Source organism: Nonomuraea antri (assembly GCF_013283785.1).
GTDB classification, from domain to species: Bacteria; Actinomycetota; Actinomycetes; order Streptosporangiales; family Streptosporangiaceae; genus Nonomuraea; species Nonomuraea antri.
Genome location: NZ_JABCPZ010000312.1, coordinates 1 through 10,435, shown reverse-complemented (window position 1 = coordinate 10,435; position 10,435 = coordinate 1). Strand labels below are relative to the sequence as shown.

Annotated in this window: 6 protein-coding genes and 1 riboswitch; of the genes, 5 read left to right on the top strand and 1 reads right to left on the bottom strand. The window is 72.2% G+C overall.

Features of this window, described 5'->3' with window-relative positions; all coding sequences use genetic code 11:
* The 4 genes from HII36_RS50110 to HII36_RS50095 form a co-directional block, all read left to right on the top strand.
* The coding region (locus HII36_RS50110; RefSeq protein WP_236004912.1) for a hypothetical protein at nt 1–564 on the top strand (564 nt) is incomplete at its 5' end.
* A 1,370-nt stretch (nt 565–1,934) separates the two neighbouring features.
* Nucleotides 1,935–2,086, top strand: a riboswitch (cyclic di-AMP (ydaO/yuaA leader).
* 12 nt (nt 2,087–2,098) lie between these two features.
* Nucleotides 2,099–2,737, top strand: a complete 639-nt coding sequence (locus HII36_RS50105) for a C40 family peptidase (protein WP_173530473.1) — start codon at nt 2,099–2,101, stop codon at nt 2,735–2,737.
* 133 nt (nt 2,738–2,870) lie between these two features.
* Nucleotides 2,871–4,907, top strand: coding sequence for a M14 family zinc carboxypeptidase (locus HII36_RS50100; protein WP_173530472.1), 2,037 nt, complete (start codon nt 2,871–2,873; stop codon nt 4,905–4,907).
* Between the two features lie 96 nt (nt 4,908–5,003).
* Nucleotides 5,004–5,960, top strand: a complete 957-nt coding sequence (locus tag HII36_RS50095; RefSeq protein ID WP_173530471.1) for an LLM class F420-dependent oxidoreductase — start codon at nt 5,004–5,006, stop codon at nt 5,958–5,960.
* Nucleotides 5,961–5,999: 39 nt separating this feature from the next.
* On the opposite strand, the gene fusA is transcribed toward HII36_RS50095, so the two are convergent.
* Nucleotides 6,000–8,051 (bottom strand): elongation factor G, encoded by a 2,052-nt coding sequence (fusA, locus tag HII36_RS50090; protein ID WP_173530470.1) that lies wholly within the window; start codon nt 8,049–8,051, stop codon nt 6,000–6,002.
* Nucleotides 8,052–8,566: 515 nt separating this feature from the next.
* On the opposite strand from fusA, the gene HII36_RS50085 reads away from it, so the two are divergent.
* On the top strand, nt 8,567–10,435 hold a 1,869-nt coding region (locus HII36_RS50085; protein WP_236004910.1), incomplete at its 3' end, for a glycoside hydrolase family 3 protein.

The window sequence follows — 10,435 nt, the reverse complement described above, 5'->3', positions numbered from 1 at the left end:
CCAGTTCCACGTAAAGGACGGTACCTCTTCATGACCGCTCGCCTGCGTTCCCTCGCTCTGCTGTCCGCCGCCGCCCTGTCCGCGCTGACCATCGGCACCACCGCCGGCGCCAGCATGGCCCAGGCCGACACCAACACCGATTCCCAGGCTCAGGGCCTGCTCAAGGGCTCGACCACCGCGTCCTACTTCTGGGACGACGCCTCCGGCCGCGCCGGTGACACCGGCCTGCCGGCCGCGGGCAAGCCGATGCAGCAGGGCCTGGTCGCCTCCCCCTCCTGGCCCCTGATGACCGAGGGCTACGTGGTCTACAAGGGCAAGAAGATGCCGTTCTTCGTGGGTGACCGTGGTCCCGGTGATCCCTCCAGCCGTGGTGTGATGCTGGATCTGGACGCCAAGACCTTCGCCGCGCTGACCGGTGGCAAGTTCAACACCGACACCCTGGGTGTGGACGGTGTGGGTGGCGAGGGCCACATCAAGGTCGACTACGTCATCACCAAGTGGGGTGACGGCAAGGGCCTGAAGAACAAGCCCGTCCCGTTCTCCACCGGCGCCTACAAGAAGTAAAGCCACCAACAATGCGTAAAGGGCGCTCCCCGTGCGGGAGCGCCCTTTCGCATGTCCCGGCCCGGTTGCCCCTGGGCACACGAGGTGCCTGCGAGACAGCTTGGCGGGCGGCTTCAGGGGGCTCGCGGGTTCGCCTCTGGTCGCATGGGTCCACGTGACGCCCGGTTGGCCGCTCGGGGGCTCGCCACGCAGACACCTGAGGCACAGCAGTCTCCCCCGCGTGGCTGGGCCTGACCGCCTTAGCGCTCGGCGGGGGCTGGACCGACGTGAGGGCTCGGCCACGGCAGGCTCTTGGAGGGCTGACCATTCGGCCGTCTCGATGCGCCACCCTCGAAGTTGCGCAGCCCATGAGGGCAAGCGGGGCCTACGGCCAGGCGACCACGCGACCGCCTGGCCTGGGGGTCGGCCACGCAGCCCACCAGACGGCTCGCACATGGGCGGCCTCACAGGTGCCCGCCACCGTGAGCGTGCGGCTCACAGGCCAGCCGAGGCCAGCGGCCGCAGGCCGGGGCGCCCACGCTGGCCGCCAGCCTGAGGCGGGCGCCCACGTGGCCCCAGGCCGGGCGCCCACGCGGACGCCTGCCGACTCGGCCTCGTAGCCACCCATTGCATGCCCAGCGCCGAGGGTGGTCAGCCACGGAGTTACGTGGCCTGCCCGATGGCTGTGGCGGGTGTCGGCGCGGGCTGCCTGGCCGAGTGGATCGGCCGCGTGGCCATCCCACAATGGTCTTGGGGGCCATTCGGCTCACATGCCGTGGTCACTGGCACGTCATATGGCACGCGGAGCCGCCCTCCATCAGGCGGTGGGCGGCACACAGGCGGCGCTGGGCCGGGGTCTCAGGCCGACACCATGTTGCGGCCTGAGGCGGGTGTCCACGCCTGGTTGATGGGCTGAGACGAGCGCCCATACGGCTCGCCTGGCCGAGGGGCTGGGGCTTAGACGGGCGCCCAGCAAGGCCCGCCTGGCGGAATCGGCCACCGGCCACCCACCCCACCGGCCACGGGCCACCGGCCGCCCACGCCGCCGGTTGCCCGCCTGCGCCGCGCCGCCGGAGGGTGGCGGGGCTGCAGGCGACCAGCCCAAGGCGTGGGCGTGCGACAGCGCAGGCGGCCAGGAGTTGGCGCTGGCCGGGGTGTGATGTCGGGTTCCTGGCGATGGCTTGGGGTGGGAATTACCCAGGCCGGGGGTGTGTTGTACATACCTGGATGCGCGAGATGCCCTCATCTGGGCCCGGCATCCTGGATCGCACTTTGCGAGCGCTTTACCGGATTTGCCCTGCTTTTGGAGCAGAGGTTACCGTTGAAGCATCTTCGGTCGACGTCTCGAGCCAACAGCGCCGGATGACGTCCCGATCCCTTCGCACAGGATCGTCCTGTGCCCGCTGAATCCATCACCGATGGAACCGGGGACCCACGTGTCCGTAAAAGGGGTGAATCGACACCGCCCGCCAGGGCCACGTCGTAGGGCAGCTTCCACGCCCGAACCCGTCAGCTAACCCGGTAAGCGGCATGGAAGCTAGGAGTCTTCTGCCTGATGGCCACCACCCGTCTCACCCCCCGCATGCCCAAGTTCCTCAGCCACGCCGTCCTCGGCGCCGGAGTCATCGCCTCCGCCCTGGGCACCAACGCCGTCACCGCCCACGCCGACCAGGCCGCCAAGCCTGAGGAGGCGAAGGTCAAGGTCAGCGCCGCTCAGGTGCTCGACACCGCCCGTTCGCAGGTGGGTGTGAAGGAGAACGCCCAGGGTGGCGGCACCAAGTTCCAGCAGTGGTACGCCTCCTCCACCCGTGGTGGCGAGACCGCGGCCCGTGACGGCGGCGCCCGCGCCGACTACCTGAATGCCGCCTGGTGTTCGATGTTCGTCTCCTGGGTCGGTGAGCACACCGGCGCCCGCGCCCAGATCGGCTGGGACGCCTACACCGTCTCGCACGCCCAGTGGTTCAAGGACAACGGCCGCTTCGGCAGCCAGGCCAAGCCGGGCTCGGTGGTGTTCTTCTCCTGGAAGGGCGGCAAGGACCTGAGCGACATCCAGCATGTCGGTTTCGTGGTCAAGGACAACGGTGACGGCACGATCTCCACGATCGAGGGCAACACCGGCAACGGCAAGGTCGAGGAGCGCAAGCGCCCCACCAGCCAGGTCGTCGGCTACGGTTACCCGAACTACGCCGCCTGACAAGTACATGAAAGCGCGCATCCCGCCACGGGATGCGCGCTTTCGCGCGTCCCAGGGCAACGCGGATGGCTCTTGCCGGTTACCGAACGTCGGCATTCAATGATCCCGAACCCCGGTGCTCTAGGAGGAGCCGATGCGTGGTTTACGGGCGTCCGCCGTCGTCCTGACGATCGTTCTCACCAGCTTCCTGGCCGCGGAGCCCTCGGTCCCGGCCGTGGCCGGTCCGGCCGATCCGGAACCGGCCGAGCTGGTCACGCTCTCCGTACCCGATCAGGCGGCCATGGACAGGCTGGTCGCCTCGGGCGCGGACCTCACCGAACGGGTGCGGCCCCAGACCGACGGCAGCATCCAGGTCGACGCGGTGGTCACCCCCAGCCAACAGGCCGCGCTGCGCGCGCTCGGCGCGACGCGCGCCACCGGCGCCCCGCCGCCCGCGAAGGCAACGCCGAAGAGCGGCGCCGCGCAGGACCAGCTCGTCGTGGAGCGGGCGGTCTGGTTCAAGTCGCGCGAAGGCTACTTCCTGTCCGTCGAGGCCACCAGCAACGCCGGCGCCGCCGCCGAGCTCACCGTGACCTGGACGGGCGGGCGCGGCTCGACCGGCGAGGTGCCGATGGTCCCATACGTCGACGCCGGCGCCTACCTGGGCCACCAGTTCGCCACCCCCGCCCCGGTCGGACGTCAGCCGCTGTGGGTCACCGTCACCTCGGCGACCGGCGGCAAGGCGCAGGCCAGGGTCAGGGAATGGCCGGACGGCGAGCGGCCGGACCGCAACCGCCCCGGCTACCGCAAGGACTTCGTCTCCCAGTACATGCCGCCCGCCCAGCTCAACGAGCGGGTCAAGGCCCTGCACCGGGCCTTCCCCACGCTCACCGAGATCATCAAGCTGCCGAACCTGACCAACGGCTACCGCCGTCACGCCCAGGCCCTGATCGGCGTGCCTCCCGGCGCGGCCGTCGTGGTCACCTCCACCGCCTACGGTCATGAGGGCGGCAACGACCTGGCCGTCGAGCTGGTCGACCCGGGCGCGTCCGGCCGGCCGCTGAGCGTGAGCGTGAACGGCAAGCTCATCACCGTCAGCCTGGCCACCGACGCCTCGGGCGCGCTGGTCAGCACCGCCGCCCAGGTGGCCGCCGCGATCAACGCCGCGCCGGGCGTGCCGGTCAAGGCCGCGACGTACCGGACCGACCCGGGGGCGGGCGTGCTGGCGCCCGCGCCGCGCACCGAGCTCAGCGACTTCCTCAAGGCCCCGGCGGACGTGTCACGCGCCCCCGCCCAGGTGCTGGCGCTGCGCATCGGCGTGCACCGCGACGGCTCGCGTCCCGGCGTGCTCGCCTACGCCCAGGAACACGCCAGGGAGTGGGTGACGCCGCTGGTCACCATCGAGGCCGCGGAGCGGCTGCTGCGCAACTACGCCCGCGACCCCGCCACGCGCAAGCTGCTGCAGCGCGCCGACGTCTTCATCGTCCCCACCGTCAACCCCGACGGCGCGAACTACAGCTTCTACGACTTCAACATGCAGCGGAAGAACATGACGAACCACTGCCCGGCGCAGCAGTCCGACCCGGCGCTGCGCAACACCTGGGGCGTGGACGTCAACCGCAACTACGCCGCGGGCTCGCTGTTCGACGGCTACTTCGGCGCCTCGGCCAACTGCCAGAGCGGCAACTTCGCCGGCCCGGCCGAGCACTCGGAGCCGGAGAGCCGTAACGTCATCTGGCTGGCGCAGACGTACCGCAACATCAAGTTCGCGATGAACGTGCACAGCTACGGCGGGTACTTCATGTGGCCGCCCGGCGCCTACCAGCTGGCCGGACGCGTGACGCTGCCCAGGCCGACCCCGCGCCAGGAGGCGTACTTCCTGCGCTCGGCCCGCACGATCAACGAGGCGATCCTCGCCGAGCGCGGCACCGCCATCTGGCCGCAGCAGACCGGGCCCGTCACCGACGTGCTCTACTCGGCCGCCGGGAACTCCGCCGACGAGCTCTGGTACGACTTCGGCATCTTCGGCTGGGACTTCGAGGTCGGCGCCGACCTGTGGAACCCCGAGACCCAGGCGTGGGAGGGCGTCGGCTTCCAGCCGCCGTTCAGCGAGGGACACGAGGAGGCGATGGAGTTCGCGAGCGGGCTCATCTCGCTGATCGGGGTCGCCGCCGACTACCGCGAGCCCTGACCTGGAGGCGATTGAGCAGACCTTTGCCACGGGTGGAGATCCCGGCTGAGCGGGCAGGGGTAGATCCCTGCGAGCGATCACCGGAGGAGAGTCCAGATGACGAAGTTCGGCTACTTCCTGTCCAGCGAGGAGCACGGCCCGGACGAACTCGTCAGGCAGGCCCGCCTGGCCGAGGAGGCCGGGTTCGAGGCGCTGTGGATCTCCGACCACTTCCACCCGTGGATGGACGAGCAGGGCCAGAGCCCGTTCGTCTGGTCGGTCATCGGCGCGTTGTCACAGGTCGTGTCGTTGCCTGTGACCACCGCGGTGACCTGTCCGATCATGCGGATCCATCCGGCGATCATCGCTCAGGCCGCGGCCACCAGCCAGGTCATGCTCAAGGGCCGGTTCAGGCTGGGCGTCGGCACCGGCGAGGCGCTGAACGAGCACATCGTCGGCAGCCGCTGGCCGAACGCCGCGGAGCGGCTGGAGATGCTGGAGGAGTCCATCGAGGTCATGCGGGCGCTGTGGGGCGGGCGTCAGGTGTCGCATCGGGGCAGGCACTTCACGGTCGACACCGCGCGCATCTACACCCTGCCCGACACGCCGCCGCCGATCTTCGTCTCCGGCTTCGGGCCCAAGTCCACGGCGATGGCGGCGCGCTGCGGCGACGGCTACCTGACCAGCATGACCGACCCGGACCTGCTGAAGAAGTTCCGCGAGTCGGGCGGCGCGGGCAAGCCGCTGATGGGCGGGCTCAAGGCGTGCTGGGCGGCCGACGAGGCGCAGGGCGTCAGGACCGCGCACCGGCTGTGGAAGAACGAGCAACTGCCCGGCCAGGCCGGGCAGTTGCTGCCGCTGCCCGCCCACTTCGAGCAGGTCTCCCAGCTCGTCACCGAGGACATGGTGGGCCGGGCCGTGCCCTGCGGCCCTGACCCCGAGCGGCACGTGAGCGCCATCAAACCGCTGGTGGACGCGGGCTTCGACGAGGTGTACGTCAACCAGATCGGCCCCGAGCCCGACGGCTTCTTCGACTTCTACCGCCGCGAGGTGCTGCCCAGGCTGCGCGGCTGAGCGGCCCCGCCCTTCATGGGACGGGGCCGCCGCCCCCGGTCAGTGGACCGGGCTGCCGCTCGGCACGGGCGCGTGGCCGGCCGGGCGGCCGGTGAACGTCCCACGGCCCTGGGTCCTGCTGCGCAGCCTGGTCGCGTACCCGAACACCTCGGCCAGCGGCACCGTGGCGACGATCACCACCGTGCCGCCCCGCGCGGTGGAGCCGGTGATCCGGCCGCGCCTGGCGGCCAGGTCGCCGAGCACCCCGCCGGCCGCGTCGGCGGGCACGGTGACCGTGACCTCCACGACCGGTTCGAGCAGCGCCATGACGCAGGACCGCAGCGCCTCGCGCAGCGCGAGCCGCCCGGCGGTGCGGAAGGCGAGCTCGGAGGAGTCCTTCGGATGCGTCGCACCGTCGGTCAGCGTCACCCGCAGCCCGGTCACCGGGTGGCCGCCGAGCGGGCCTGCGGCCAGCGCGTCGCGGCAGCCGGCCTCGACCGCGCGCACGTACTCGCGCGGCACCCGGCCGCCCGTGACGGTCGAGGCGAACACGAACCCGTCACCGCCGTCCCTGGCGTCGTCGTCCAGCGGGTCGACGTCGATGACGACGTGGGCGAACTGGCCGGCGCCGCCCTCCTGCTTGACGTGCCGGTACAGCAGCCCCGACACCCCGCGCACGACCGTCTCCCTGAAGGCCACCTGCGGCCGGCCGACGCCCACCTCGATGCCGTGAGCCCGGCGGATCTTCTCCACCGCCACCTCCAGATGCAGCTCGCCCATCCCGGACAGCAGTGTCTGCCCGGTCTCACCGTCGGTGCGCACGGCCAGCGACGGATCCTCCTCCACCAGCCGGGCCAGCGCCGACGCCAGCCGTTCCGCGTCGCCGCCCCGGCGCGCCTCGACCGCCACCGACACCACCGGCTCGGTCACCGCCGGCGGTTCGAGCAGCAGCGGAGCCGCCGGCGCGCACAGGGTCGCGCCGGTGCCCGCCGCCTTGACGCCGACCAGCGCGACGATGTCGCCAGCCGTCGCCAGGTCCACCTCCCGGTGCCGGTCGGCCTGCACCCGCAGGATCCGCCCGACCCGTTCGGTCCGGCCGGTGCCCGCGTCCAGCACGGTGTCGCCCTTGCGCAGGGTTCCGGCGTACAGGCGGACGTAGGTCAGCCGTCCGGTGGGGGTCGCGGCGACCTTGAACACCAGCGCGGCCAGGGGCGCGGCGGGGTCGGCGGCCCGCGCCCGCCCGTCGTGGACGTCACGCACGGGCGGCACGTCCAGCGGCGACGGCAGGTACGACACGACGGCGTCGAGCAGCGGCTCGATGCCGCGGTCGCGGTAGGCGGAGCCGCACAGCACCACCAGGCCGGCGCCGCTGAGCGTCAGGTCGCGCAGCGCAGCGGCGAGCGTCTCCGCCGACAGTTCCGGCTCGGCGGCGAACTCCTCCAGCGCGCCCGCGTGCAGCTCGGCCACCGACTCGGCGAGCCGTTCGCGCCGCCGCCGCGCCTCGGCGAGCAGTTCGCCGGGAACCGGGCACTCCTCGTACGAACCGCGCCCGGCGTGCCAGACCAGCGCACGCATCCGCAGCAGGTCGACCACGCCGGTGAACCCGTCCTCGCGCCCGATCGGTAACTGCACCACCAGCGGCGCCGGATGCAGCCGGGCCCGGATCGAGGCCACGGCCGCGTCCAGGTCGGCGCCGGCCCGATCGAGCTTGTTGACGAACGCGATGCGCGGCACGCCGTGCCTGTCGGCCCGCCGCCACACCGACTCGCTCTGCGGCTCGACGCCCGCCACGCCGTCGAACACCGCGATCGCGCCGTCGAGCACCCGCAGCGAGCGCTCCACCTCGTCGGAGAAGTCGACGTGGCCGGGGGTGTCGATCAGGTTGATCCGGTGCCCGTCCCAGACGCAGCTCACGGCCGCGGCGAAGATGGTGATGCCGCGGTCGCGCTCCTGCGGGTCGAAGTCGGTGACGGTGGTGCCGTCGTGCACCTCGCCGCGCCGGTGCGTGGCGCCGGTGAGGTAGAGGAACCGTTCGGTGACGGTGGTCTTGCCCGCGTCGACGTGGGCGAGAATGCCCAGGTTGCGGACGGTGCTGAGCAGGTCGGTACGCATGGCCTACGGCCCCTTCGTGGGGATTGCTGACAGGTCGGCGCGATGCGTCCCGCGACACCCGGAGCGCCCGGGCGTGCGCGACCGGCCCGGGATCGGGCGGGTCGAAGGGGATTGTCGTCAGGACGTCCGATGACGGGCGCGCAGCCGGCACCGGGCCGGCGAGGACACCAGGATCACCTCGTACCGCGACATGGGGACGACGGCGGCGCTGTCGTGTCGCACGGCCGGGCTCCCCTCACTCGTCGCGATACGCGCCGCCACGGTCAGAGGGGCGGCGCGTCCGTTCGCAGGCGACTGTAGGCGATCACGCGCCGCGGGGAAACCGGTTTTCCGCCCGCACGGCCCGCGACGGCGGCGGGTGAAACTTTCACCGGATTCCGGACGGGTTCGCGCTGGTGGCGGGTCCGGCGGCGGCCGCCGGCGCGGCGCGGGCGGGGCAACGGGGCCGGGGAGATCTACAGTCCAGTAATGGGAGCGCTCCCAAAAGGAACCCGGCGAACGTGGAGCAGAGCGCGATGAGCAGACAGTGGATGATCCGGGCGGCCGCCATGCTGCTGCTCGTCACCGTGACCCCGGCCGCCCCGCCCGCGGCGGCGGTCGCCGGCGCGCGCGCCGCCGCGCTGCCGTACCAGGACCCGTCCCTGCCGGTCGCGACCCGTGTCAGCGACCTCATGGGACGCATGTCGCCGGACGACAAGCTCGGCCAGATGACCCAGGCGGAACGCGGCTCGGTGAGCGCCGGCGACATCACCGCCCACCGGCTCGGCGCGGTGTTGTCCGGCGGCGGGTCCGCGCCCTCGCCCAACACCCCCGCGTCCTGGGCCGACATGTACGACAGGTTCCAGAACGCCGCCCTGGCCACCCCGCTCGGCATCCCCCTGCTGTACGGCGTGGACGCCGTGCACGGGCACAACAACGTCGTCGGCGCCACGATCTTCCCGCACAACCTCGGCCTGGGGGCCACCCGCGACCCGGCGCTCGTCCAGCGGATCGGCCGCGCGGTCGCCGAGGAGGTCTCGGGCACCGGCGTCGACTGGAACTTCGCCCCCTGCCTGTGCGTCGCGCGCGACGACCGCTGGGGACGCACCTACGAGTCCTTCGGCGAGACCCCCGAGCTGCCCTCGGCCATGGCCACGATCGTCACCGGACTGCAGGGCGCCACGCTGAACGGGCCGGCGTCCGTCCTGGCCACGGCCAAGCACTACCTCGGCGACGGCGGCACCGCGGGCGGCGTCGACCAGGGCGACACGCGACTGTCCGAGCAGGACCTGCGCGCGATCCACCTGCCGCCGTTCAAGGCCGCGGTGGAGCGCGGCGTCGGCTCGGTGATGATCTCCTACAGCAGCTGGAACGGCGCCAAGCTGCACGGACACCAGTACCTGATCAGCACCCTGCTCAAGGGCGAGCTGGGCTTCACCGGATTCGTGGTCTCCGACTGGAACGGCATCGACCAGATCGACGGCGCGCCCGGCGCCTCCGCGCACGACGTGCGCACCGCGATCAACGCCGGCGTCGACCTGGTCATGGCCCCCACCGGCTGGCGGCAGTTCATCGACCTGCTGCGGGCCGAGGTCCAGGCGGGCCGGGTGACCCAGGCCCGCGTGGACGACGCGGTGCGCCGGATCCTGACCAAGAAGTTCGAGCTCGGCCTGTTCGAGCGGCCGCTCACCGACCGCGCCTACACCGCCACCGTCGGCAGCGCCGAGCACCGCGCGCTGGCCCGCCAGGCCGTCGCGCGGTCGCAGGTCGTGCTCAAGAACGCGGCCGGCGTGCTGCCGCTGGCCAGGACGGGCAACAAGATCTTCGTGGCCGGCCGGAGCGCGGACGACATCGGCATGCAGAGCGGCGGCTGGACGATCTCCTGGCAGGGCTCGCCCGGGAACATCACCCCGGGCACCACGATCCTGCAGGGCATCAGGAACACCGCGGGCGCGGGCACCACCGTCACCTACAGCCGCAGCGGCAGCGGCATCGACTCCTCCTACCGGGTCGCGATCGCCGTCGTCGGAGAGACCCCGTACGCCGAGGGCCAGGGCGACCGGCCGGGCGGCCTGGGACTCGACGCCGCCGACCTCGACACGATCGCCACGCTGCGCGCCTCGGGGGTGCCGGTGGTCGTGGTGCTGGTCTCCGGCCGTCCGCTGGACGTCGCCGCCCACCTGCCAGGCTGGCACGCCCTGGTCGCCGCCTGGCTGCCGGGCACCGAGGGCCAGGGCGTGGCCGACGTGCTGTTCGGCGCTGTCCAGCCCACCGGCAAGCTGCCGGTCACCTGGATGAGCGGCGCCGCGCAGCAGCCGATCAACGCGGGCGACGGCAAGACGCCGCTGTTCCCCTACGGCTTCGGCCTCACCTACGACCCGCCGCAGGACGACACCACCCCGCCC